This window comes from Mycobacterium sp. (assembly GCF_035570115.1).
In the GTDB taxonomy this organism is placed as follows: domain Bacteria; phylum Actinomycetota; class Actinomycetes; order Mycobacteriales; family Mycobacteriaceae; genus Mycobacterium.
In genome coordinates, this window is the sequence record NZ_DATMLH010000271.1 from 1 (window position 1) to 24027 (window position 24027).

At 63.9% G+C, this 24027-nt stretch carries 23 protein-coding genes and 1 pseudogene; 10 read left to right on the forward strand and 14 right to left on the reverse strand.

All coding sequences use genetic code 11. The features are described from left to right. The coding region (gene groEL, locus VNW74_RS25750) for a chaperonin GroEL (RefSeq protein ID WP_325682114.1) at positions 1-848 on the reverse strand (848 nt) is incomplete at its 3' end. Positions 849-1288: 440 nt separating this feature from the next. Continuing rightward, entirely contained in the window at positions 1289-1930 is a 642-nt protein-coding gene (locus VNW74_RS25755) for a TetR/AcrR family transcriptional regulator (protein ID WP_325682116.1), read from the reverse strand. A gap of 71 nt (positions 1931-2001) precedes the next feature. Between VNW74_RS25755 and VNW74_RS25760 the strand changes: the two genes are divergently transcribed. After that, complete coding sequence (locus VNW74_RS25760) at positions 2002-2661, forward strand: TetR/AcrR family transcriptional regulator (RefSeq protein WP_325682118.1); 660 nt, start codon at positions 2002-2004, stop codon at positions 2659-2661. A gap of 262 nt (positions 2662-2923) precedes the next feature. On the opposite strand, the gene VNW74_RS25765 is transcribed toward VNW74_RS25760, so the two are convergent. The 8 genes from VNW74_RS25765 to VNW74_RS25800 are packed head-to-tail and all read right to left on the reverse strand — an operon-like array spanning position 2924 to position 12732. Further along, on the reverse strand, positions 2924-4474 hold the full coding sequence (locus VNW74_RS25765) for an MCE family protein (protein WP_325682120.1): 1551 nt from the start codon (positions 4472-4474) through the stop codon (positions 2924-2926). Further along, positions 4468-5634 (reverse strand): virulence factor Mce family protein, encoded by a 1167-nt coding sequence (locus VNW74_RS25770; protein ID WP_325682122.1) that lies wholly within the window; start codon positions 5632-5634, stop codon positions 4468-4470. The genes VNW74_RS25765 and VNW74_RS25770 overlap by 7 nt, the downstream gene beginning before the upstream one ends. Further along, entirely contained in the window at positions 5631-7241 is a 1611-nt protein-coding gene (locus tag VNW74_RS25775; RefSeq protein ID WP_325682124.1) for a virulence factor Mce family protein, read from the reverse strand. The genes VNW74_RS25770 and VNW74_RS25775 overlap by 4 nt, the downstream gene beginning before the upstream one ends. Before the next feature lie 3 nt (positions 7242-7244). Further along, a complete protein-coding gene (locus VNW74_RS25780; RefSeq protein WP_325682126.1) occupies positions 7245-8828 on the reverse strand; it encodes an MCE family protein in 1584 nt (527 codons plus the stop codon). After that, positions 8825-9856, reverse strand: a complete 1032-nt coding sequence (locus VNW74_RS25785; RefSeq protein WP_325682128.1) for a virulence factor Mce family protein — start codon at positions 9854-9856, stop codon at positions 8825-8827. Before VNW74_RS25785 ends, VNW74_RS25780 begins: the two co-directional genes overlap by 4 nt. Then, entirely contained in the window at positions 9853-11070 is a 1218-nt protein-coding gene (locus VNW74_RS25790) for an MCE family protein (protein ID WP_325682130.1), read from the reverse strand. The genes VNW74_RS25785 and VNW74_RS25790 overlap by 4 nt, the downstream gene beginning before the upstream one ends. Positions 11071-11075: 5 nt before the next feature. After that, positions 11076-11945 carry an ABC transporter permease gene (locus VNW74_RS25795; protein ID WP_325682132.1) on the reverse strand — a complete coding sequence of 290 codons (870 nt, stop codon included), beginning with the start codon at positions 11943-11945 and terminating at the stop codon, positions 11076-11078. A 1-nt stretch (position 11946) separates the two neighbouring features. Next, on the reverse strand, positions 11947-12732 hold the full coding sequence (locus VNW74_RS25800; protein WP_325682134.1) for an ABC transporter permease: 786 nt from the start codon (positions 12730-12732) through the stop codon (positions 11947-11949). A 719-nt stretch (positions 12733-13451) separates the two neighbouring features. On the opposite strand from VNW74_RS25800, the gene VNW74_RS25805 reads away from it, so the two are divergent. The 3 genes from VNW74_RS25805 to VNW74_RS25815 all read left to right on the forward strand — a co-directional run bounded on the left by VNW74_RS25805 (position 13452) and on the right by VNW74_RS25815 (position 16454). Beyond that, positions 13452-14069 carry a TetR/AcrR family transcriptional regulator gene (locus VNW74_RS25805; RefSeq protein WP_325682136.1) on the forward strand — a complete coding sequence of 206 codons (618 nt, stop codon included), beginning with the start codon at positions 13452-13454 and terminating at the stop codon, positions 14067-14069. 98 nt (positions 14070-14167) lie between these two features. Beyond that, a complete protein-coding gene (locus VNW74_RS25810; RefSeq protein ID WP_325682138.1) occupies positions 14168-15277 on the forward strand; it encodes an oxygenase MpaB family protein in 1110 nt (369 codons plus the stop codon). 22 nt (positions 15278-15299) lie between these two features. Next, a complete protein-coding gene (locus VNW74_RS25815) occupies positions 15300-16454 on the forward strand; it encodes a phosphotransferase (protein ID WP_325682140.1) in 1155 nt (384 codons plus the stop codon). A 3-nt stretch (positions 16455-16457) separates the two neighbouring features. On the opposite strand, the gene VNW74_RS25820 is transcribed toward VNW74_RS25815, so the two are convergent. Beyond that, a complete protein-coding gene (locus VNW74_RS25820) occupies positions 16458-17057 on the reverse strand; it encodes a helix-turn-helix domain-containing protein (protein WP_325682142.1) in 600 nt (199 codons plus the stop codon). A 100-nt stretch (positions 17058-17157) separates the two neighbouring features. On the opposite strand from VNW74_RS25820, the gene VNW74_RS25825 reads away from it, so the two are divergent. Next, positions 17158-18069: an SDR family NAD(P)-dependent oxidoreductase gene (locus tag VNW74_RS25825; RefSeq protein WP_325682144.1), complete on the forward strand. Its 912-nt coding sequence runs from the start codon at positions 17158-17160 to the stop codon at positions 18067-18069. Positions 18070-18075: 6 nt separating this feature from the next. On the opposite strand, the gene VNW74_RS25830 is transcribed toward VNW74_RS25825, so the two are convergent. Together VNW74_RS25830 and VNW74_RS25835 are read right to left on the reverse strand one after the other, a co-directional pair. Continuing rightward, the gene (locus VNW74_RS25830; RefSeq protein ID WP_325682146.1) at positions 18076-18777 is read right to left on the reverse strand and encodes a M24 family metallopeptidase; all 702 of its coding nucleotides are present in this window, start codon (positions 18775-18777) and stop codon (positions 18076-18078) included. 26 nt (positions 18778-18803) lie between these two features. Further along, on the reverse strand, positions 18804-19376 hold the full coding sequence (locus VNW74_RS25835) for a helix-turn-helix domain-containing protein (protein WP_325682148.1): 573 nt from the start codon (positions 19374-19376) through the stop codon (positions 18804-18806). Between the two features lie 101 nt (positions 19377-19477). Here VNW74_RS25835 and VNW74_RS25840 point away from each other — a divergent pair, with 101 nt between their 5' ends. The 4 genes and pseudogenes from VNW74_RS25840 (at position 19478) to VNW74_RS25855 (ending at position 22722) form a co-directional block, all read left to right on the forward strand. Then, on the forward strand, positions 19478-20383 hold the full coding sequence (locus tag VNW74_RS25840; protein WP_325682150.1) for an SDR family NAD(P)-dependent oxidoreductase: 906 nt from the start codon (positions 19478-19480) through the stop codon (positions 20381-20383). A gap of 17 nt (positions 20384-20400) precedes the next feature. Next, positions 20401-20892: a cupin domain-containing protein gene (locus VNW74_RS25845; protein ID WP_325682152.1), complete on the forward strand. Its 492-nt coding sequence runs from the start codon at positions 20401-20403 to the stop codon at positions 20890-20892. 174 nt (positions 20893-21066) lie between these two features. Then, positions 21067-22317, forward strand: a complete 1251-nt coding sequence (locus tag VNW74_RS25850) for a hypothetical protein (RefSeq protein ID WP_325682154.1) — start codon at positions 21067-21069, stop codon at positions 22315-22317. A 35-nt stretch (positions 22318-22352) separates the two neighbouring features. Further along, a pseudogene (locus VNW74_RS25855) lies at positions 22353-22722 on the forward strand (cupin). A gap of 6 nt (positions 22723-22728) precedes the next feature. On the opposite strand, the gene VNW74_RS25860 reads toward VNW74_RS25855, so the two are convergent. Beyond that, positions 22729-23208 (reverse strand): VOC family protein, encoded by a 480-nt coding sequence (locus tag VNW74_RS25860; RefSeq protein WP_325682156.1) that lies wholly within the window; start codon positions 23206-23208, stop codon positions 22729-22731. A gap of 88 nt (positions 23209-23296) precedes the next feature. Between VNW74_RS25860 and VNW74_RS25865 the strand changes: the two genes are divergently transcribed. After that, positions 23297-24027, forward strand: a 731-nt coding sequence (locus VNW74_RS25865) for an SDR family oxidoreductase (RefSeq protein ID WP_325682158.1), incomplete at its 3' end; no start/stop codon positions are given.

The following is a 24027-nucleotide window of genomic DNA, read 5'->3' on the forward strand; positions in this document are numbered from 1 at the left end:
CGGCGGTCACCGAAGCCGGGGGCCTTGACTGCCACCGACTTGAAGGTGCCGCGGATCTTGTTGACGACCAGGGTGGACAGCGCCTCGCCCTCGACGTCCTCGGCGATGATCAGCAGCGGCTTACCGCCCTGGATGACCTTCTCCAGCAGCGGCAGCAGGTCCTTGACCGTCGACACCTTGGAGCTGACCAGCAGGATGTAGGGGTCCTCGAGGACGGCTTCCTGACGCTCGGCGTCGGTGACGAAGTAGCCCGAGATGTAGCCCTTGTCGAACCGCATGCCCTCGGTGAGCTCGAGCTGCAGGCCGAAGGTGTTGGACTCCTCGACGGTGATGACGCCCTCGTTGCCGACCTTGTCCATCGCCTCGGCGATCAGGTCGCCGATCGACTGGTCGCCGGCCGAGATGGCCGCGGTGGCAGCGATCTGTTCCTTGGTCTCGACGTCCTTGGCCGACTTGAGCAGGGTCTCGGTGATCTTCTCGACGGCCTTCTCTATGCCGCGCTTGAGACCCAGCGGGTTGGCCCCGGCCGCGACGTTGCGCAGGCCTTCTTTCACCAGCGCCTGGGCCAGCACGGTGGCCGTCGTGGTGCCGTCACCGGCGACGTCGTCGGTCTTCTTGGCGACCTCTTTGACCAGCTCAGCGCCGATCTTCTCGTATGGGTCCTCCAACTCGATCTCCTTGGCGATGGACACACCATCGTTGGTGATCGTGGGGGCGCCCCACTTCTTCTCCAGGACGACGTTGCGGCCCTTGGGACCCAACGTCACCTTTACCGCGTCGGCGAGGGCGTTCAGGCCCCGCTCGAGGCCGCGACGAGCCTCTTCGTCGTACGCAATTATCTTGGACATTGCGAAGTGATTCCTCCGATTAGGGGGTGACACGTTCTTGGGCCGGGCGCAGTGCCCGCGACGGACGACCACAGTTGTGTACGGACTGCGCTCTCACCGTCCCGACCTAGCACTCACCGGTCGCGAGTGCCAATGTTATTTTTAGCACTCGCCTATTCCGAGTGCAAGAACGGCTAGGCCCTCTACCCCGCCCGCACCCCGTCGAAGACGATGCCGACGACCCGATTCGCCAACCTGCTGTTATTAGGTCTTCATCGACAACCCGCCGATTATCCGAGCCACAGGACAAGCAGCTTCGCGATTCATCACTCCATGGACGCCGCAGTGCGGACGTTCACCTGAAGAACCTGCTCCTCGGCAGCATCGACAACCGTGCTACATCCCGGTAGTGATCGGGTAGCGCACCCCCGCCACCGCGCCGCCGCGTACGCCGGGTTCGACTACAGACCGAAAATGATTGCCGAACCGACATCCAGCATGGACTCGCGCAGCGCCGTCCGGGATCGCTTGCTCAGCGGGCCGCCCTCCAGTCGGAGCGGCATTACGGAAATCATTAGGTGAACTAGTGTGCGGGCCGCTAGCGTGGCCGCCGGATCATCCTGGGCCACCGAGGATTTACTTTTCTTTCGTGAGCCACGGCGCAGATAATCGTAGGCAGCCGTGATGTGCCGGCCTTCGTGCTCTTCACGCAGCTGCTGCGATTCGATTGTCATGCCTGGCAATTGGCTGTAGAGCATCCTGGCAGCAAGTGGATGCTCGTCCACCCAGCGGTTAGCCGCGGCGATGACAGCGGTAAGCGCGTCACGAGAACCGGCTTCGTGCTCGCCCCGGGCGACTTCCACTGCGCTGTCCAGGCTTTCGTAGACAGACTTGATCGCCTCTTCGAATAACTCGTTCTTGGCCGCGAAATGATAGTAGACACTAGAGGATGCCACATTTGCTGCGGCTGCGATTTCGGTGATATTCGTTTCGGCATAGCCCTGCCGGCCGAACACGTCGATCGCCGCGCCGACGATCTTGTGGCGGCGCGAGGGTCGGTGCGCCGGCCGCGGCGGTAGGGACCCATTCGGCAGAGTGCTCATCGGCGGCCCGCTGCTCCTTTGCTCTTGGGGCGCAACCGCCCAAGTGCCACTAGTCCCTCTATTATAGAGACGTGGTAAAGAAACGGCCCGCACATCGGCCGTCACGCCGAAACGCCGTGGTCGACGCGGCCGTCCGCTTGCAGAGCCGTTCGTCAGCGCAGGTCACGGTCAGCGACATCGCAGCTGAGGCCGGCATGACCGCGGCGGCTGTTTACTATCACTATGCAAGCAAGGAAGACATCCTCTTGGAGGGCCTCTCGTCCTTTTCTGATGCCTTGCTGGAGCAGGTATTTGGGTATCTGAGCCCATCACTGAAACGCGCCCCGGGTCAACTGCCGCTGCACTTGCTGAAGTGGATCGATGGTGACCGAGTCGCAGCCGCGGTCTGGTTCGTACACAGCAATGGCCTCAGCATGAACGTCGAGGCCCTACGCCGCGAAACCTACGCGGAAATGATGGAGGCATTGGTCAGCGCAGTGCGCAGGACGCGACGTGATTGCGGCATGGCGGCGGCGTCGGTGATCGCCGCCGCGCTAACCTCCCTGTTGGAGATCAGCGCCCGCGCTTGGCTGTCCGACGACGACACACTCGTGGCCGACATCGCGAAATTCCAGGCGGCCGTCGCCGGACTGGGTGAGCGGATTCTCAATAGCCCCCAGCACCGCTCAGGCTTTCCGACACAAGACAATCCATCGCCGCAGCGCCGCACGTCGCGCCGAGCCTCGGCCTGAACATGCCCGGCTTCGGCCCTCAGGCATCCGAGGCGTCATATCCGCCAGCCGAGACGGAAAGCCTGCTCCAATGTGCTTGTCACCGGCTTCCTTCGTGCACGCCAATGTGTGGCCGTGGATGCCAAGGTTGAATGGCAGCGCGGTTGATAATAACTTGATATGACGCCCAGTATGTGGCGCGATCAGGTTAGACCTCGCTGCGGCAAGGGATTGGGCAATGTCCCGTGGGGAGATAGGTGACCTTTTGAACCGCGGGAGCGGTTCAGCCAGCTGGCGACAGCATGTCCTTCCATCCGCCTTCTCCGTTGTTGCTGCCGTTTTCGACCGTGTACTTGGTACCGTCGGGCGTCGTCACCTCGCCGCTTTGCGGACTGTAGATGGCGGTCGGGTTCGGCGCCGGGGTGTAGATGCACGGGTTGGGTTGTTGGCCGCTGCACTGCACAGCGCCCAAGCCTGGTCGCGTCAGCGGGTCGCTGACCGGCGGTGGTGTGCCCGGAACCTGATCGGCGGGCGCAGGATTCATCCCGTTGTTGATCGACGGTGCCGGGATGACACTGCCCGGGTCGACGGGCTGGTCGCACCGCGCGCCCGGTGCTGGGCAGTTGCGGATCTGGTTGGGGTCGCCATACCAAGGGTCGGTGCCCATCGGCACGTACGGCTCGTTGCTATGGCACTCGCGCGGCGTGGCCGCCCGCTTTCCGGGTACATCGGCGCACGGGTAGTTGCGCGCGCCGCGAACGACGTTGGCCGGGGTATCCTTCGGGATCTTGCAGTACGTGCCCGCCGGCAGCGGTGCCATCGATGTGTCGGCGGGAGAACGCCACTGCGATGGGGGCAGGAATCCGGTCAAGCATGCCGGCGGCTCGTTTATCGACAACCGGAAGTCCAGCGAGATCAGGCCGGGGTAGAGCGTTGTCGCGGTCTCTCCTATCGACGCAACTTCCGGTAATGCCACCACCAGCTGCTCGACGTTGTTGTGGTAGCGCTTGAGCATATCTATGACGACCTCGAGGTTGGCCAGCGTCTGCGGTAGCGCATCGCGAACATCGCTGAATACCGCGGTAACCGAGTCGGCTGTAGGAGCGGCTTGTTGGAGGCTGCTTCTCAGCGCTTGGTCCTGCCGGGCGAGTTGGGCGCCAATGGTATTCAGGTTGGCCGCCCAACGTTTGATCGGATCGCGGGAAGTCACCTGGCTGTCCAGAATCGGTTCGCTGTGCGCAATGATGTCGTTTACCGGGTTGAGGTTGTCCCTGAAGTCGTGCACGATCACCTGCGTGGAGTCGACCAACCGCTGAAGGGCGAACCCCAATCCGCCGACCGCTTGCGAGGTTTCGTCGAGCACCGCCGATATCTTTTCGCGCGGCAGCGCCTCTAAACCCCGGTTAACGGCATCTAGCGCCGGGCCGATCTCGGCGGGCACCGTGCTTTTGGTGATGGTTTGGCCGTTCGTGAAGTGTTGGCCAGCGTTACCGGTCGATACCAAGTCCAAATATTGCTCACCGATCGCCGACACCGAGCGCACATTCGCCGAGGCATCGATCGGGATCTTGTAGCGGTCGTCGATGCTCAATGTTGCCCGCACACCACGCTCGGTCGGAGCCACGGCGGTGACCTTGCCGACCTGGATGCCGCGACAGGTCACGTTTGCCGTCGCGTACAGGTTGCCTGACCGGGGCAGCTGAACGTAGAGCGTGTACTGACCGATTCCCACTACAGCCGGTAGTTGTAGGTAGTACCAACCGAGTACGACCAGAACACTCGTAGTCAGGATCGTCAGCAGCACCAGCTGGACTTTGATGAAGCGTGTCAGCATATCCCGCTGCCGCGTTCCACCAACGGTCCGTTCGGTGCGTCGTGCGGGTTGGGGGTGAACCGCACATCGGGGATCATAGTTTTCGGGTCGCGGCCCCACGATTGCTCGAGCGCGCGCAGTGCTCCAGAGAAACCGGTCCCCGACAACACCACGTTGTCGATCGCGCTAAGCGTCAGGTCTATTACGCCCGCCGCGTTGATGTAGTCACCGCGAAACAGCTTCGGCACGTTGTCAACGTTGAATGGGAAGGCCGCCAGCAGCTTCACCGCGCCGAACAAGTATGGGGCTGCTTTGCTGAGTTCACACAGCGGCCGGTCTAGCAATTGCAGGTTGGTGTGGAATTGGTCATGCGATGGGCCCAGAGCGTCGTCGGCCGCCTTACTGGCTCGGCCCAGCGCCTCCACGGCATCGGCGAACAGATTGCGCTTTTTGGCGAAATGCTCGATCAGCGGAGGGAATTCGGTGAGCACCTGATCCAGGGTGTCATTGCGCTCAGCCACAATGGCCAGCAGCTGGTTACTGGAATCGATGGCGCGGTTGAGATCGTTGCGCTGGCGGTTCAATTGGTCGGTGAACGTGTCGAGCCGGTTGAGGAATTCGCGGATCTGGTCAGCGCGTCCGTTGAGGATGTTATAGATCTCGTTTTGGATCACTTCGAGATTCGGGATGCCGCCGCCCAGCAGGATCGTCGCGATACTGGCCAACGTCCGTTCGATGGTGGGGTAGGCCGAGGAATTCTTCAAAGGAATTGTGTCACCGCTCTTCAGCATGTCCAGTGCCGGATCCGCTGGAGCGGCCAGCTCGACGTGCTGCGTGCCCAGCAAGCTGGTCTGGCCAATCCTGGCTCTGGCGTTTGCCGGTAGTTTCACGGCCTTGTCAACATGGAGCGTCAGGGTCGCGACCCAGTCCTTCATAGTGATCTCGCGCACGGTGCCGACCCAGACGTCGGCGACCCTGACCCGGCTGTTGACGTTGAGGGCCAGCGTGTTTGGCATCTGTACGTAGATCGTCATGTGACCCGGGCCGGTGCCCGGTCCACCGGGCACCGGCACGTTGGCGATACCATGCCATCCGCACGACGTCAGCACCACCGCGGTTACCAGCAGAGCCAGACCGCGCCGGGCGGCGCGGATGACCGCGACCTTGCTCAAACGCGTCATTGGCCGGGTCCCGACGGTGCGGCAGCCTCAGCCGGCAGTAAGCCCGATGGCGGAGATGGCGCGGGAACGCCCACCACAGCTCCCCCCGGATCACCGGGGATCACGCCCGGTGCCGGAGCCGGCGGTGGCCCTGGCTGCGGATACCACGGCGGCGGCAACGGGTTGGTCTGGTCGTACGCGTTCGGTGGACCCACCATGTTGGTGCCTGCGGGTGGGGGCGCGTTGTTCGGGCCACCCAGCAGCTCCGCTAACGATTCAGGAGTCAGCATATTCGCGGTGAGCGGCTGCACTTGCACACCTTGCATTCCCGGGGCGACGATCCAGCCCGGCTCATGGTTGCCATGCGACAACGGCGTGTCGCGTGACCAGATCCCGGGCACGGTGGTGTCCTTGTAGCCCGGTGGCGGCTGCAACTTCGGCTCGGAGTAGGCGACATCCTTCGGCAGTGTGCTGGCGGTGGTGACCGGGTTGAACCCGAATGGTGGATAGTTGAACTTGATCGCATCCAGGATTGGCGCCAAGTATTGCGCGCATAGCTCGGAAGATTCCTGATAGCCGAGCCGGCTCGCGGCCTGAATCGTGCTGCAGATGAACTGCATTGGGTTGGCGAAGTTGGGTAAGGCCACCGCGCCGGTGACGCCGCCTGTCACTGGCGCGTAAAAGTTGACAACTGCGGCTGCGAAATGCGGGAGCACGTGAAGGCCGGTCTCCAAACCGTCGCGCGGCCCCGGCTGTAGCAGCGTGTTGGTCACCTCGGCGACGTTGTCGATGTCATGAGCCAGCACCTCGCCGTTCTGGTCGACGAACTTTCGGGTAGTCGCCAGCAGAGCATCGAGATCCCGTACCCCATTGGCCACTTCCCTGTCGGTGTTGGTGAACTTGTCGGTGAAGCCGGCCAGGTCACTGTTGAGTGCGACGAACTGTTGATCGTTCTGGTACAGCGCGTTGACGAAGGACGCCAGGCTGCGAACGATCGTGAAGAAATCGCCGCGGCCGTCGTTCAGCGTGGCCGCTGCCTCGGAGAGGCTGGTCAGGGTTTCATTCAGCTGCTTGCCCTTGCCGGCGAATCCGTTAGCGGCCGACTCGATCAGGTCGCCGAATGGCCCCCGGGGCTGTTTGGACGTGGGCCCTAAACCCTGCAGGATGCGGCTGACCGAGTTACGCAGCTCATCCCATTCGACCGGGACCTGGGTGCGCTCGATCGGTATGACTGCCCCATTCTTGATCACCGGGCCCTCGGTGTAGGGCGGCGACAACTGGATCGTCCGCGACGCCACCAGGCTGGGGTTGAGGATCGACGCGGTGGCGTCGGCGGGCACCTTGTACTTGCTGGCGTAGTGGAAGGTGATCTTCGTCTTGTCGTCGGTCGGCTCGACTTTGTCGATCGAGCCGACCTGCACGCCCATGATCTGAACCTTGTCGCCCGGGTAGACCGCGAGTGCATCCGAAAAGTAAGCGATCACGGTTGTGTTGGTTAGCTTCTCGTAGAGCCGCCAGCCCACGGCGCCAACCATGATGCCGAGCACTACAACCAGCGATCCGACGATAAGTGCGGTGCGGGAGACGCCCGGCAGCCGCAGGTCGCGGATGTTGAACACGGTCGACATCGGTTATTCCCTTCCCATTTGCGATCCCGGCGGAAGGTATGGCGGGTTGCCCGGAAGCGGCGGCGTCCCGGCTGGCGACAATTGCAGACCCGGACCCGGTAGCGCCGGGGGCCCCGGCGGCAGCCCCGGGGCGAATGTCGACGGTGGCGGTGTCGGACCGGCGGGTTGTAGGTTTTCGGTGCGCGCGCCCGGCGGCGCGTTCGGCGGCAGTGGCAGCGGCGCGCCCGGAACCGGCGGCGCCGGCTCGCCTGGTCGCCCTGCGATCGGGATACCCGGTGTCGGCGGCAGACCGTTCGGATTTGCGGGCGAGGCCTGGATATCAAGGGGCGCCGGATAATTGGGGCCGTTTGGGTTGTCACCGAATGGGCCAACACTCGAGCTTGCGCACGGCAGCGGGCTCCACGGCCGGGGCAGGCCGTTGGCCGGTGGGGTGTAGGAACATGGTGAGCCCGGCGGCACCGCGGGGCCTGGATGATCCGGGGTGCCTTCCAGCGCTGGGGGCGCCGGCGGCGGGGCACCGTTGGGGAAGCGGGTGCCGTTCGGGTCGGGGAAGCGGAACGCCGGCAGCCCAGCGGTGCGCCAAAACTGCTCGGGGTCGAGGCCGCGTTTCTTGAACGCCGCGTCGACCCACGGCTGCAAGACCCAGTACGGCAGCAGATTGACTATCATCGCCTTGAAATACGGCCCCGATGCGAGAGCCTCCCCCAGTGAGGCCGCGAACCGACTGATTAGTACGAGACTCTGGGCCAGGTCGGACTTTCGCTGGTTGAGCATATCGCTGACCACGCGCAGCTCTTCCAACGTCCGGTGCACGTTCGGGTTGTCGTTGATAAGGCCACGCAGGTGCGTCTGGAAGGCGTCCACGCGCTCCAGCAGGTACGTGATCGCCTGGCCGCGGTCGTTGATCGCAGCCAGCAGTGACTGGGCATTGACCAGCAGCCGGTTGATCTGCCCGCTGCGGTCGCCGAAAATCGTCGCGATCTTGCGCGCGTTGACCAGCAACCCCTTGAACTGCTCGTCGCGTTTGCCGATCGTGTCGGAGAGCTGCTTCACTCCGTCCAGAGCGGCACTTAGGTGCGGGTAGGTGTGGTCGATGGTCTCCGACAACAAGTTCAGCGACTGCTTGACGGTGTCGATGTTCCAGCCCGAAGCGGCTTTGGTGACGTCGAAGAACGCGTCGTAGATCTGATACGGCGTGCTGGTCTGACCCAACGGCAGCACCCCGCCCGAGCGGAGGGTCTCAGAGCCGCGGTTTTCGATCTCGATGTTTCTGCGGCCCAGGATGGTGTCGGTGCGGATCGCGGCTCGGCTGTTCTTGCCAATCTGGTTGCCGCCCAGGGTGAATTCGACCAGGATTTTGTTGCCGTCAATGTGCAGCGAGCGCACCAGCCCGACGGTGATGCCAGCCATGTTGATCTTGTCGCCGGCTTTGATGCCGGCGGCGTCTTTGAACTGCGCATAGTAGGTCGGTGTCGCGAACAGCACGGGCACGCTGGTGAAGCTTTGCCCAACACCAATCACAAGCAGCAGGATGATGACGGCCATCAACCCGTTGCGAACCCGGTTCGAACCTTCCAGCGTCCTCATTGCGGCGTGCACCTACCCGTGGGCTGCTGCCAGAATTTGACCGTGCGCACCGGGCCGCCGGGCTGCAGCCCGTTCAACATGAACGAGACGTCGCAGAGGTAGAAGTTGAAGAAATCACCGTAGATACCGCCGCTACGCCCGATGCGTTGAAACGCATCCGGCGCTTTCCTGATTGTGTCGTTGAGCTCGCTGCTGTGGTCGGCCAGCGGCTGCAGGACGGTCTCGACGTAGCGGACCGTTTTATGCAGCAGCGGCCGGTTGTCAGCGAGCAAGTCACCGATCGTGCCCGCGGCATTGCTGATGTTGGCGACGGAGTCTGCCAACGGATCGGATCGGCCCTTCAACGCAGTGATCAGCTTCTCGAAGTTGTTGATGGTCTCGTCGAAGGCCTTCTGGTGTTTGACGGTGGTCGCCAGCACGGTGTTGAGGTTGTTGATCACCTCGCCGATCGCCTGGTCGCGGTTGGACAGCGTCGAAGTGAGCTGCGCGGTTTGATCCAGGATGTCGCTGATGGTGCCGCCTTGGCCTTGCAACACGGTCAGCAGTGATTGGGCGATGGCGTTGACTTTCTGCGGATCGAGGGCATGGAACAGCGGCCGGAACCCGCCTATCAACGCGTCCAGATCGAGCGCCGGCTCGGTGCGTTCGATCGGAATGGTCGACCCGGCGGGCAGCTTCGCGTTGCCGCCGCCGCGCGTGATCTCCAGGTAACGGTCACCGATCAGGTTCAGGTAGCGGATAGCCGCGGTCGTTTCCTGATACAGCGGCAGGTCCTTATCAACACCGAATTCGACGCGGGCCCGCGTGCCACCGTCGATGAGTTCTACCCTGGCGACCTTGCCGACCTCGACACCGGAAGCGCGGACGAACTGGCCGGCGCGCAGCTCGCTGGCATTGCTGAAGATTGCCGAGTACGTATTGGTGTGGTCGAACCGCAACTGGCCGAACACGACGATGATCGCTGCGGTGAAGAGCAGCACCACTAGGGAGAAGGCGCTGAGCTTAATCGTGGTTGCGGTGTTTTTCACGGGTTGATCGAGTTCTCCCCCATTTGGCGGCCCCACACGTAGTCGACTGCCCACGGTGTGCCGATTTCGAAGTGGTTGTAGGGTGCCACGCTGCCGCCGGTATCCATCACCAAATACGGCGCCGGCCACAGATCCCGAGTGATTTCCTGCCAGCAGCCCGGCCGACCCTCCGGACCCCCGTGGGCGTTCACCCGCGGCAGGTTGTCGGGATAGACCCACGGGTTTACAACGCCCATGATTTCGGCGCGGGCCCTGAACGAATAGCCGTTACCGCCAAAGATCTCCGCGGATTTGGGGGCGACGTTGGCGAGTTTGTGGATCACGCAGAACAGCTCCGGGCTGTATTCATCGAGCAGCTCCGAGGTCGGGACTAAGTCCTGCAGGGCGCGCCGTAGATACGGCGCCCCGCGTTCGAAAACCTCGCCAGCGGTATTGCCGAACCCGACCGATGCCAGCAATGCCGCATCCAGGTCGCCCTCGTGCTCGTTGACGGTGCGCGCGGTAGTCACCGCGTTCTGGAGGAAGTCCCACAAATCCGGTGACGCGTCGGCATACACGTCGGCCAAATCCGCCAGTCGCTCGATATCGTGACGGATCTGCGGCATCCGTGGATTCAGCTCGCCGAGGATGGTGTTGCCATTGGTAATCGACTGCCCGAACTTGTCTCCCAGTCCGTCGAGCGCCTGGGCGGTCGCCGTTAACGTCGCGTTGAGCTTGACCGGGTCGACTTTCTCAGCGATGTCGACGACCGTCTCAAACAACGTGTTGAACTCGGTGGTGACGTGCGACACGTCGATCACATCGGAGCTGGTGATCCGTTTGGCCACGGGACTTTTCGGGGCAGACAACACCACGTATTTGTTGCCGAAAGCTGTACTCGCGTCGATCTGAGCGCGCACGTTGGCCGGGATCAATTGCACGTACTTCGAATCCACATCAAGGGTGAACTTGGCTTTCGGCTCCCCGTTTCGGGTGATCTCCTCGACCTTGGCAACTCGGCCGATCTGCACTCCGTTGTATGTGACCCTAGACCCCGGATCCATTGACAATCCAGCACGTGTGGCGATCATCGTCAGTCGGGTACTCGGCAGCAAATCCCCTCGAAACTGTAACCACACCAACGCTAACGACGCGGCAAGGATCACCAGCGACAGCAACCCCACCGTGAAAAGCGGTGGAGTCGGCGGCTTGTTTTCCTTGACTGGCGTCCCCATAGCAACTACACCGTGAGGTTGAAGTTCGGGTTAACGCCATAGATCGCCAACGACGCCAACAGGACCACGACGACGACGGCTATCAGCGACGCCCTCATCGACTTCCCGACTGCCTCGCCCACCCCGACCGGGCCGCCGCTCGCGTTATAGCCGAAGTAGCAATGGTTGATCATCACGATAACCGAGATGATGTCGGTCTGAATGAAGGAGAACATCACGTCATTGGGCCGCAGGAAGGTGCGGAAATAGTGCATATAGGTACCGATCGACTGCCCGTAGAACAACGTGGTGACGGCTTGCCCGGCAAGAAACGACATGACGATCGACAGTGCGAAAAGCGGCACGGCCACCAGGAATCCAGCCATGATCCGGGTGGAAACCAGATACGAAATCGATTTGATACCCATAACTTCCAGCGCGTCGATCTCCTCGCTGATCCGCATGGCGCCCAGCTGCGCCGTTGCCCCGGCGCCGACTGTCGCCGCCAGCGCGATGCCGGCGACAAGGGGTGCGACCACACGCACGTTGGCCAACGCCGCGAAGAATCCGGTGAACGCCTCTACCCCGATATTGCCGAGCGAAGCGAAACCCTGGATGGCGATCAGCGATCCGGCAGACAGGGTGACGAAGCCGACAATCGCGGCGCTACCACCGACCACCGCCATCGCTCCGGTACCAAGGCCTATCTCGGCGATCAGTCGTAATGTTTCTTTGCGGTAATTGCCCAGCGCATAGGCGATCTGGCGGATGGCTGTAAGAGCGAACCAGTCGACTGCCCCGACGCTGCGAACCAGCCGAACCGGCGCCGCGGCGACCTGGCCGGTCCGAGCGTATGTGCGGGGGTAGAGGGAGCGGAGAACGGTTACCGTCGACATGTCAACGGCCCGTGCCGAATCGGACGCCGATCGTGGTGAGTACCACGTTGATGGCAAACAGCGCGATGACGCACAACACCAGGGTCTCATTGACCGCGGTACCGACGCCCTTGGCGCCGCCGCCTACGGTCAGGCCCCGGTAACAGCCGACCAGACCTGCGATTAGCCCAAAAGCGGTCGATTTGACAATCGAAATCACGACCTCCGGGAGGCCGGTGACCAGCGTGAGAGTAGCCAGATATGCGCCGCCGGAGACGTTCTGGATGTAAACGCTGAAGATGTATCCACCCACCAGTCCGATGGTGATGACCGAGCCGTTGAGCAGAAACCCGACGAATGTTGAGGCGACCACCCGCGGCACCACCAGGCGGTGGATCGGATCAATACCGAGCACCTCCAGCGCATCGATCTCTTCGCGGATAGTCCGGGCGCCAAGATCGGCGCAGATCGCCGTCGAACCCGCGCCGGCGACCACCAGCACGGTGACCAGCGGTCCGAGCTGCGTGACGGCACCGAGCGCCGCGCCGGCGCCGGAGATGTCAGCGGCGCCGAATTCGCGAAGCAGAAGGTTGAGCGTGAAGATGACCAGCACGGTCATAGGAATGGCTACCGCAATAGTCGGCAGGAATGAGACCGTTACCAAAAACCAGCTCTGCGAGATAAATTCACGCCACTGGAAGGGACGCAGCAGCGCCTTGGCGGTGAGCACGCACATGCGCGCGAACCCGCCGATGGCGCCCAGTGCCGGTATGGAAACGAAACTGGGGACCCGGGGCGACGCCGTCATCCGTTCACCCGAACGAGGTGGTCGACCGTAAAGGCCAACAGGGTGACCGCTATCGGTGGCAGCAGCGGCAATTCCCGCCAAGCGAATGATCGCCCCACTGCCGCCGCCACGGTTTGCGAGGCGAAGGCCGCGCCCACTGCACACGATTCCGGCATGGGTGCCCAACCCCTAGATAATGTAGGCCGCCTAAAGTTTCTATAAAGCTTGGGACAGTTAAGCACAGCCTCGCCTGCTTGTCATCAGGTTTGCCCGCGAAAGCATCACGTCGCCCGGATTGTCTGAGCCCGCATACGTCACGACCTTAAAAGTAGGGTGCACAAGATAATTGGCTTAAGGCCTTGGCGGCGATGCTCCAGTCCGGGTCCACGGTGAAGAACATGTCCCGGTGAGCATCAAGTACCCCGCGCGTGCATGTGCGCCTCCCCATAACCCTCCCGCACGTGGTTGGACACCGTGTCCAAACCCACACAACGTGTACTCCGCTCCGCTGCGGCGTGTCAACACCCGCAGCTGCGTGATTGTGGGTGGACCTCGACCCATGCCCGGCTTCGGCACCCGCCATCCTGCGGTCGCAACCCAGTGTCCGCGCACCCGGTCTGGGCTCGCCGGTGTATGCTCTCGCCAACATGTCTTCTTGGTTGGCAGCGCATTCCCGTGCAGTGCTTACGAATTGGTGACGGACGGCCGCAGCTGCCGGTCGGCGTTTGCTGGATGCCCAAATGACGAGTGGGAATGCGCCACGCGATGAGCGGCGCCCGGAAGTCGAACGGCGACTCATCGCCGCGGTTTCGAAACTCTGCAGCGACCGCACGCCGTTCGCGGAGATCAGCATCTCACGACTGGTTCGTGAAGCCGGCCTCGCTCGGGCGACGTTCTATCTATACTTCCCCGACCGCTCGGCCTTTGTTCTCCGGCTCATCGACTACGTCCGCGACAGGCTGGCCTCAACCGTCGGTGCGCTGTGGGGCGCCACCACCCTAGAGGATCGCGAAGCACTCGAAGCAACACTGTTGGAGTTCGTAACGATCTTCAGCGCCGAGTACGCCGTCGTCGCGGCGGTGGTCGAAACGGCCGGTAACGACCCAGCGGTCGGCGCCTACTTCAATGCCAACATGCAGACGTTTGTCAGCGAGTCGGCCAAAGTTCTCAGGGCCGCCCAAGCCAAAGGCGTTGTCCGATCAGAACTGTCGGCGTACGAAACCGCCGCAGCATTCGTGTGGATGGTCGAGCGCGCTTGCTACCAGTTGGCCGACAGTGCGGACCGCAAAGCTCACCGCCGCCTGGCGCACACCTTGGCAACTATCGCATGGTACGGGTTGCACGCCGCCCCGGACTGAGGATAGACACGCTGTCTAACCTCGTGTTAGCGTGAGGCATGGTAACCACTCGCTTTCTGAACGAATCACGAGCGCGCAGTCGGTTCGACCCAATACTCGTGACTCACCTCAAAGAGGGCATCGAGCGGTCCGACACCACCGCGGACGCGATCGTCGCGGCGTTCAGCTCGCTGCCGGCTGGCGCGGGAATGCGTAACATTAGCGCGTGGCTGGCTGGAAAAACCGAGGACGTGCCCCCCGCGCTGGCCGAACTTTTGGAACCGATTGCGCAAGTCCCGGACTGGGTTGACTGGGAGCGAGTCGAAAGCGGGGCGACCGCGTACTGGCGCGGCGGCGTGCTCTCCGGTCTGACCCTGAACTGCGCATCGCTGGCGGCCGGCTACCAGTCCTCGGCAGCCGCCAAGCCGCTCATTTTCACCGGTGAGCTGGTGCATCGAGCCTATCGGCGGACGCAAGAAACCGGGCGCTGGATGCTCGCAGCGACGAGCCCAGGCGGAATGCGCCGCTACGCGCCAGGTTTCGCTGAAACTCTTCGGGTGCGGATCATGCATGCGGCCGTGAGACGACGCCTGCTGCGGTCGGGCGAGTGGCAGCCCGAGGCCTGGGGCCTACCCATCAACAACACCGACGTGGCGTACGGCATCGCGGGCGAATTCTCCACCATCCCCATCGCCGCCATGCGTGACGTCGGCATGCACTTCCGCCGCGACGAGCGCGAGGACATCCAACATTTGTGGCGCTACATCGGTCACGTATTGGGTGTGCCGGAGCCACTCCTGCCCGCGACCGAGGCGCGCGCGAAAGAGATGATCTCCATCAAACATCTGACCGACACACCCGCCGACGAGGATTCCCGCGCACTCATACGCGCTTTGATCGAGAACGGCGCCCCGCCCGAATTGCTGCTACCGCGGCCGCTGGTGCGCTTCGGGACCAAAGCCATCCCCGCGGTGCTGTACGGATTTACCCGACGCTGGGCCGGTGACGAAATCGCGGACCAGCTCGGCGTTCCCGACACCCCGCTCAAGCACCTTGGCGCGGTGATCCGCCCGGCCGTCAAAGTATGCGAATACGCGCGGCGTGCTGGCCTGCGCGACGGCCAGCGGTTAGCCGCCCGAAGTCGCGCCAACATTCTGAACATTCTCGAAGCTGGGCAGGCGCCCCCCACGATCGCAGTCGAACGAGAGGCTGCTGCGGTAACCGCCTGATACGACAGCAGCTTCTGTCGTGGTGAGCCGACTGGCTTCTGCTGCAGTTATCCTTAAGCACAACAGGATTGGCCGGCCGGTTCGACGAACCACTTCACCGAGAGCTATCTGGTACTGGAGGCCCGATTCAATGCCTGTAGTAGAAGTCGATGACTTGCCTACGACATCGCAAGAGCTCACACCCGCCTGGTTTAGCGAGGCACTCAACAATGAGGTCGAAGATGCCGTCATTGAGGAAATCATCTGGGGCACCGCCACAAAAGTGCTGGTGCGCTTACGCTACCGCGATCCGGACAGCCAGTTGCCTACGGCGGTGTGCGTCAAAGGGTGCTTCGATGAACGGCTAGCCGGCGCAAGCGACGCGTACCGCATCGAGGCCCGGTTTTTCGGAGACCTCGCCGAAAAGCTGCCAGTGGTGCTTCCGCGGACGTACTACGCGGCAGTCGCCCCCACTGCGTACCAAGGCATTGTGGTGATGGAGAACCTTTGCGTCAGCGGAGGCCGCTTTGGGGATCCGTGCGCGCCATTCACGCCCGACCAGGTTGCCTCAGGCCTGGAGATGCAGGCACGGTGGCATGCGGTAACTGCCGACGTGGCTGCCACATTGGCTCCGTGGCTGGGGGTAGGGTCGCCCGCCGTCCGGGCGGTAGCCAAAGTCCTGTTCAGCAGAGACTACTGGGACGCTTACTATGCCAAATCCGAATCGCCCTGCCTGCCAAGCTCACTCAACAACCGTGAGCGGATCCTGCGAGGGTTTGAAGCGCTCTGGGCCTACGAAGACGGTGCGGCGGGTTCCCTCGCCCATGGCGATGCCCACATCGGAAACACCTTCATCCGCGAAGACGGCGTGGTGGCTTTCCTGGACTGGCAGGGCGTCTGTGTGGCCCCATGGTCGTATGACGTCGCGTACTTCATCACGGGCGCTCTCAGCGTGGCCGACCGGCGCGCGCATGAGCGCGATCTAGTGAAACATTACCGGTCCGCGCTTGCTGGCGCCGGCGGCCCGGTACTCGACGCAGACGACTGTTGGACGGCCTATCGAAGACACGCGCTTCATGGATTCGTCTGGGCGGCAACGCCGCCCATCATGCAATCGATCGAGCGTGTGTGCGCCATGGCGGAACGCCATCTCGCGGCGATCGAAGACCTCGAATCACTTTCGCTACTAGGCGTCTGAGCCTCACATAGTTTTCCGTTGGCGGTGGGCGCGGACTCGATCCTTTGCCCGCAGGCCGTCGATTACGACGTCGGTCACCCGCTCGGCCAATTCCGCGTTGTAGGCCTCCATCGCCTGGCATCCGACCAGGATTGACTTCACCTCGCGCACGCCGATGTCGTGACGCGCGGTGCCCGCTTTCTGCGCGGCACGGAGCAAGTCGTCGAGCATGGCCAGAAATGCATCCTCGGCGTCGGGCGCGGCCTGCGCGATGTCGATGCCGAGACCGGCCAGCGCCTCGACCATGCCACGGTCCGTCGCGCCCCACTGCAGCACCATCGAGCGCAGAAAGCTGAAGATCGCCTCGCCGGGCCCGGCGGATTCCAGCAGCGCGTGCCCCTCGTCGATAAAACGTTGCATTCGGTCCGCGATGACCGCGTGGAACAGCGCCTCTTTGGTGGGGAAGTGACGGTAGACGGTTCCGGCGCCGACGCCAGCCCGGCGGGCGATCTCATCGATCGGCACCGACAAGCCCTCGGCCGCAAAGGTTTCGTAGGCGACTTCCAGCACGCGGGCGCGGTTCCGCGCCGCGTCGGCGCGCAGCCGGGGTATTGGTTGAGCCATCTCACATCACCTACTGGTTGACAAAGCGGGGCGCGCGTTCCGTATAGTGGAGATCAACCGGAGCGCTCGCCCCGTTTACCTTACAACTGAGGAGCCTCGCATGGCCAAGTGGACCACCGACGACATTCCCGACCAGACCGGTCGGGTCGCCGTCATCACCGGCGCCAACACCGGCCTCGGCTACGAGACCGCCCTGGCGCTCGCCGAGCACGGCGCCCACGTCGTGCTGGCCGTGCGCAACGTCGACAAGGGCAAAGACGCCGCCGCCCTCATCCACAAGAGCCGTCCCAACGCGGACCTGGCGCTGCAGGAACTCGACTTGACGTCGCTGGACTCGATCCGCGCCGCCGCGGAGCAACTCCGCGCCAGTCACGACCACATCGACCTGCTGATCAACAACGCCGGCGTGATGTACCCACCGAAGTCGACCACCAAGGACGGCTTCGAGTTGCAGTTCGGCACCAACCACCTGGGCCACTTCGCCTTCACCGGCCTGCTGCTGGATCGGCTCTTACCGGTCGCGGGTTCTCGGGTCGTGACGGTCAGCAGCATGGGCCACCGCATCCGCGCCGACATCCACTTCGACGATCTGCAGTGGGAACACAGCTACAACCGGGTCAAGGCCTACGGGCAGGCCAAGCTGTCCAACCTGCTGTTCACCTACGAACTGCAACGGCGGCTCGCTGCCCATGGCACGACGATCGCCGTGGCCGCGCACCCCGGCGGCTCGAACACCGAGCTGATGCGCCACCTACCCGGATGGGCTGCATCGGTCTACCCGGTGATCGCGCCAATCTTCCAGGACGCGGCCATGGGCGCCCTGCCGCAACTGCGTGCTGCCAGCGACCCGGCAGTGCTTGGTGGGCAGTACTACGGTCCCGGCGGCTTCGGCCAAACGCGGGGCTATCCCAAGATCGTGGGATCCAGCCGCAAGTCGCACGACGTCGACCGGCAGCGCCGGCTGTGGGCGGTGTCCGAGGAACTCACCGGGGTGACGTACCCCGTCGACTGATCCTGCTCAGGGCAAGTCGAGCAGCTGCTCGTAAAAACCGCCGAAGCCGCGGGCCTCGTTGATCAGATGGATCTCGAGGATCCAGTGACAACGGCGGCCGCTTGGGTCCGTGCGCCGCATCGGCTTGGGCGATCCGGGCATGATGTACCACTCAGTCGCCGTCCCGGCGATCTTCTTGTGCGGGAACTCCCCGACCAGGTGGCCCGCGATATGGCTGCCCCAGCCGAAGCCCTCGGCCCGAGCCGCCTCGACGGAGACGCCGAACAACTCGGCGCCGGTGACATCCGGGTGGCTCTCGAAATAGTCGCGGCCCGCCTGCCACACCCGTGGCAGCGCGTCGCGGACGGCATGTTTGTCTGGGTCGTCGCCCAGCACGAAGGTGCGCCCGAAATCGGCCTCCCACTCCTCGAAGATCGGACCGAAGTCGAGGAACACGATGTCGTCATCGACGATGACCCGGTCCGGTGGATGCTCACGGAAGGGCTGGAGGGTGTTCTCACCGGCGCGCACGATCCGGCGATGCCAATGACGTGTCACGCCGAACATTTCTCCGGCCAGGTCGTGAATCTCGTCCGACAATTCCTGCTCACCGACACCGGCGCGGATCATCGCGCGTCGCTCGATCGCGTCAAACAGTTGCGCCGCCTTATCCTGGGCGTCGAGAAGCTTTTCCGCGCGGGCACTTTCGTCGACGATCGGCTTCTGCACAGCTACGATGCTACGACCGTGGCCGCCTATCGCGCCTCGGCTGGGGTGGCGCGCAGGCCGTCGAAGACGACGGCGACCAGGCGTTCGGCTAACTCGCTGCTGTAGGTCTGCATCGCCTGGCACCCGATGATCAACCCTTTGACTTCCGCGGCACCGACGTCGGTCCGGACCGTCCCCGCCTGCTGGGCCGCCCGCAGCAATTCACCAAGAATGGCAAGAAAGGCATCTTCGGCGCCCTCGGTCTTGATCCTGATTTCCGAACCTGCGAAAGCCTTTTTCAGGCCGTGATTCGTGACACCCCAGTCCAGTACCAGCAAACGCAGGAAGCCAAACAACGCCTGATCCGGTTCGCCGGAATCCAAGAGCGCCTGGCCCTCGTCGACGATCAGCTTCAGCCGGTCGGCGAAGACCGCTTCGACCAAATCTTGCTTGGTCGGGAAATGCCGGCAGACGGTTCCCGTGCCTACCCCTGCTCGTCGGGCAATCTCCTCGACCGGCACCGAGAAGCCCTCCGCGGCGAATGTTTCGCAGGCGACTGCCAGCACGCGAGCACGGTTTCGGGCAGCGTCGGCGCGTAACGGCCGTGCCGGTTGAGCCATGTCGGACCACCAACCTCTTGACAAAGCGGGATACACGTTCCGTATAGTCGCGTTAAGCGGGACATATATCCCGTTTAGTATATTCTCGCGAGGAGTCTTTCATGGCCAAATGGACCGCCGCCGAGATCCCCGACCAGACAGGTCGCGTCGCTGTGATCACCGGAGCCAACACCGGCCTGGGCTACGAGACCGCATTGGCGCTCGCTGAGCACGGCGCTCATATCGTCCTGGCGGTCCGGAATCTCGACAAAGGCAAGGACGCTGCAAAGCTCATCGGCCGGCGCAGTCCCGGTCGCAGCGTGGGGCTGCAGGAACTCGACCTTACGTCGCTGGATTCCATCCGCGCCGCCGCCAACCAGCTGCGCTCGGATTACGACCGCATCGACCTGCTGATCAACAACGCCGGTGTGATGTTCACGCCGGAGGCAACCACCAAAGACGGCTTTGAATTGCAGTTCGGCACCAACCATCTCGGCCACTTCGCGCTTACCGGGTTGCTGCTGGATAGATTGCTGGCTGTCCCCGGTTCGAGAGTGGTCACGGTCAGCAGCACCGCGCATTTGACCGGCCGAATCCGCTTCGACGACCTGCAGTGGCAACACGGCTACAGCGCGGTCGGCGCTTACGCGCAGTCCAAGCTCGCCAATCTGTTGTTCACCCATGAACTACAACGACGGTTAACCGACGCTGACACGATCGCGGCGGCCGCCCATCCCGGCGTTTCCAAAACCGAGCTGGACCGCAACACGTCCGCCTGGCTTCGCCTTGTCACCAACACCTCTGGGCTGTTCGCCCAAACCGCGGCGATGGGCGCGCTGCCAACGCTGCGGGCAGCCACCGACCCCGCGGTTGCCGGCGGACAGTACTTCGGTCCGGGGGGCTTTGGACATGTCCGGGGCTATCCCACGACGGTCAGGGCCAGCGGCCGGTCCCACGACGCCCATGTGCAGCAGCGGCTTTGGGCGGTCTCCGAGGAGCTGACCGGGGTTAGATATGCCGTCGGCTGATCCGGCAGACTGGGCACGTGTCATTCGTGGTGCCGCCCTACCCGCCGCCCCGTTACACCGAGGACCAGCCGGAGGTCAGCGCATGGCTCAAACGATCTGACGAGCCGCCGGACTACGAATCCTTCGGCGTCAAGTACCACTACCTGGCGAACCAGCAAGCCACCGGCGGCGACTACGGCCTGTACCGGGTCGATTTCGCCCCCGCCGGAGGCGGGCCCGGTCCGCATTTCCACCGCGCCATGTCCGAGGCGTTCTTCGTGCTGTCGGGCACGATGAAGGTTTACGACGGCAACTGCTGGATCGACGCTCACCCGAACGACTTCCTCTACGTCCCGCCGGGCGGCATCCACGGTTTCCGCAACGAGGCCGACGAACCCGCTTCGGTCCTGATGCTGTTCGCACCGGGCGCGCCGCGGGAGGCCTACTTCGAAGGATTCTCAGCGCTGGCCGACATGACCGACGATGAGCGCCGCGAGTGGTTCATTCGCCACGACAACTTCTTCGTGTAGACGGCGTCAGCTCGAATTCATCTGCGCACAAGCCGATTTGCCCGCAGCGCCCTAAGGTGCGAGTGTACCTTATAGCGGCCTGAATAGACGCTAAGACACAGCTGACAAATCCGGCGATTGGGAGGCGTGCCGATGGTTGCTAACCCGGATAACCACGCGTTGGACACTCGAACGATGCGCCAGGCTGCTCGAGCCGCCACTCACGGTGGTGTCGGAGCACTGCTGGCGTTGGGTCTGTGCTCCGAACTGTTCACTGCGGCACAAGCTCACGCGGACATCGTCGACTCAATCCTCGACCCGGTCATCTCATCTACCGCGGATGCCGGAGTGGCTGCGAGCACCGCGCTCGACCTCGCCGACCTGGCAAGCAGCGCTTCCGCGCTGCCTGCCGATTCGTTCGGCAACGTCGACGCCGCGCTCGTCAGCGCGTTCGAGACGAACTTCGAAGACCCGGTGCTCGCAGCCGTGCAGGCCTACATCGCCAGCCCGACCGGCGTTTCCATCGATTCGATGCTCAATCAGCCCTTCGTCGAGCTGTTCGGGCGGGACTTGATCGGCAACGGCATCGACGACTACACCGGCGGTAACGACTCGTTGCTAGGCAGCTCCGGAATCTTCGGCGACCTTGGCGACGGCGGATTTCTGCTCGGCAACGGCGGCACCGGTGCCGACGGGGTAGCAGGCGTAGACGGCGGGATTGGTGCTGCCGGCGGGAACGCCGGACTCGTCGGTGACGGCGGCATGGGCGGCGCGGGCGTGGACGGAGCCGCCGGCGGTGCGGGCGGCAACGGCGGGCTATTGCTCGGTGACGGCGGAGAGGGCGGTGGCGGCGCCGGCCTTTTCCACGTCGGAGGCGTTGCCGGCGCCGGCGGGGCCGGCGGTCACGCCGGACTGCTCGGCGCGGGAGGCGACGGCGGCCAGGGTGGCTTCACCTACTACCTCTCTGACAATCCCGCCTCTCCCTATACCCCGGGCTACGCCGGGGCCGGCGGGGCCGGCGGAGCTGGCGGACTACTCCTTGGCGACGGCGGAACGGGCGGGCTCGGCGGCCCGGGGTCCTACCAGGGCGTCGTCTTCGCGGTCGACCACGGCGGCGCCGGGGGCGCCGGCGGCGCGGGCGGGCTCGTCGGTGACGGCGGTGTCGGCGGGCAGGGCGGCTACGGCGGAGTCGGAGCCATCGGCGGCGCCGGTGGGGCCGGCGGGCTCGTGTTCGGCCATGGCGGGACCGGTGGCGGCGGCGGTTACGGAGACGTTGGAGGCGGCGCGGGCGGCTCCGGTGGCCCTGGCGGGCTCGTACTGGGTGATGGCGGCGACGGCGGCAACGGCGGTGCGGTGGCCCTTTTCAACTACACGCCGGGAGCCGGCGGACCTGGTGGCGCCGCGGGCATTGGCGGCCAAGCCGGATCGCCCGGCAGCAGCGGCTAGGCCTCGCAATCGGTTGGACGGGGCAGACTGGGGCCATGTCGCTCGTGGTGCCGCCGTATCCCGAACCCCGCTAGCGCAACGACCAACCGGAAGTCAGCGCCTGGATCAAGCGCGCCGACGACGCGCCGGACTACGAGATGTTCGGCGTGAAGTACCACTATCTCGCGAATCAGCAAGCCACGGCTGGCGACTACGGCCTGTACCGGTCGACATCGCGCCGGCCGGCGGCGGGCCCGATCCGCATTTCCACCGCGCCATGTCCGAGACCAACCCGCGTCGGTCCTGATGTTGTTCGCCCCGGGCGCCCCGTGCGAGGCCTACTTCGAAGGGTTCTCAGCGCTGGCCGACATGACCGACGACGAGCGCCGCGAGTGGTTCATCCGCCACGACAACTTCTTCGTGTAGACGCCTTCAGCCGTATTGCGCGAAGTACGGACGCCCCGGCTTGCTCTTCTCGACGAGGATGAACACCACACCCCACGGGTCGACGAACCACGTCGTGCGGACCCGTGCCACGTCGGCGATGCCGTCGACCAGGAAGCGCACGCCGTTTGCCTCGAGGTCAGCCCGGGTGGCGTCGATGTCCTCGCAAATCAACCCGACGTGCGACAGGCCGTGGTCGGTGAGCGCGGCGGCGTTGCGCTCACCGCCGCCGTCGACGCCGAGGTACTCGATCACCTCGAGCACCCGATCGCCGTCGTCGTCGAACCCGACGATGGCCGCCTTCATGGTCGGATCGGAGACCAGCTGGCCCATGTCCTCGCGAATCGCGTCGCCCTTCATCACGTAGGGCGGCGACAGCACCCGCATACCCAACACGTCGCGATAGAACGCGACCGCAGCTTCGCAGTCCGGCACGCATACCCCGCTGTGAGCCAGTCCGGTAATCATCGATCTGACGATGTCAAACGTGCGGTCATCGCGCCAGGCCGGGATTGCCGCCGAGGGCGAGCGCCAGCGGCGTGGCTACGCTGCTGAGATGCCAGAACCACTGCAGGACAAGGTCGCGTTGGTGACAGGTGCGTCGTCGGGCCTGGGTGCTGAAACGGCCAAGTTGCTTTCTCGCCAGGGCGCAACGGTTTTCGGCATAGGTCGCGATACCGGGCGCTTGGCCGACGTGTTCGCGGGCGTGGAACGTGGTGCATACGCATCGGTCGACATCGGTTCGGCCAAGGCCTGCCGCGACGGCGTCGAACAGTGCGTCAGTGAGTTCGGCGGTCTGGACGTTCTGGTCAACGTCGCCGGGAGACACCAGATGCGCCGGACCGAGTCGATGACCGACGATGACTGGGCCCAAGATCTGGCGGTCAACCTGAACGGGCCGTTCCATCTGTGCCGGGCTGCGCTGCCGCACCTTTTGGAACGAGGCGGCAATATCGTCAACGTCGCCTCCATCGCCGGGGTCGAGGGCCAGGCGTACTCGGCTGGTTACTGCGCTGCCAAGCATGGGCTGATTGGGCTTACCCGTGCCTTGGCGGTGGAGTACACCGCGGATCGCCTGCGGGTCAACGCAATATGTCCGGGCGGCATGCTCACGCCGCAAATCGAGCAGTTCAGCCCGCCCGATAACCCGAACTACGACCTGATCATGCGCACGGCATCACCACGCGGCATGATGCAGCCCCTCGATGTAGCGAACGTGGTCGCGTTCCTCGCCAGCGACGCCGCAGCAGCCATCCATGGCGCCGTCTATCGGGTCGACAACGGCAA